This is a genomic window from Microbacterium karelineae (assembly GCF_009745985.1).
Lineage (GTDB): Bacteria > Actinomycetota > Actinomycetes > Actinomycetales > Microbacteriaceae > Microbacterium > Microbacterium karelineae.
In genome coordinates, this window is record NZ_WFIX01000158.1 from 1 (window position 1) to 244 (window position 244).

At 38.9% G+C, this 244-nt stretch carries 2 pseudogenes; one reads left to right on the top strand and one right to left on the bottom strand.

What is annotated here, in order from left to right:
• A pseudogene (locus GB932_RS22385) lies at positions 1 to 130 on the bottom strand (50S ribosomal protein L11); the annotation flags it as partial.
• A gap of 41 nt (positions 131 to 171) precedes the next feature.
• On the opposite strand from GB932_RS22385, the pseudogene GB932_RS22390 reads away from it, so the two are divergent.
• Positions 172 to 244: pseudogene (locus tag GB932_RS22390) on the top strand (hypothetical protein); the annotation flags it as partial.

The window sequence follows — 244 nt, forward strand, 5'->3', positions numbered from 1 at the left end:
CGTTAAATTGCTTACAAAACTCCATGATGTTCACACCTGCAGAACCCAATGCTGGACCTACTGGTGGAGAAGGGTTAGCTGCGCCACCTTTCACCTGAAGCTTTACCATTTTAAAGACTTTCTTAGCCATTGTTTGTTTTTTAAATTTGAATAATTAATGAGTTTGGAAGCATTTATTATTCAGTAGGTCCAGCATTGGGTTCTGCAGGTGTGAACATCATGGAGTTTTGTAAGCAATTTAACG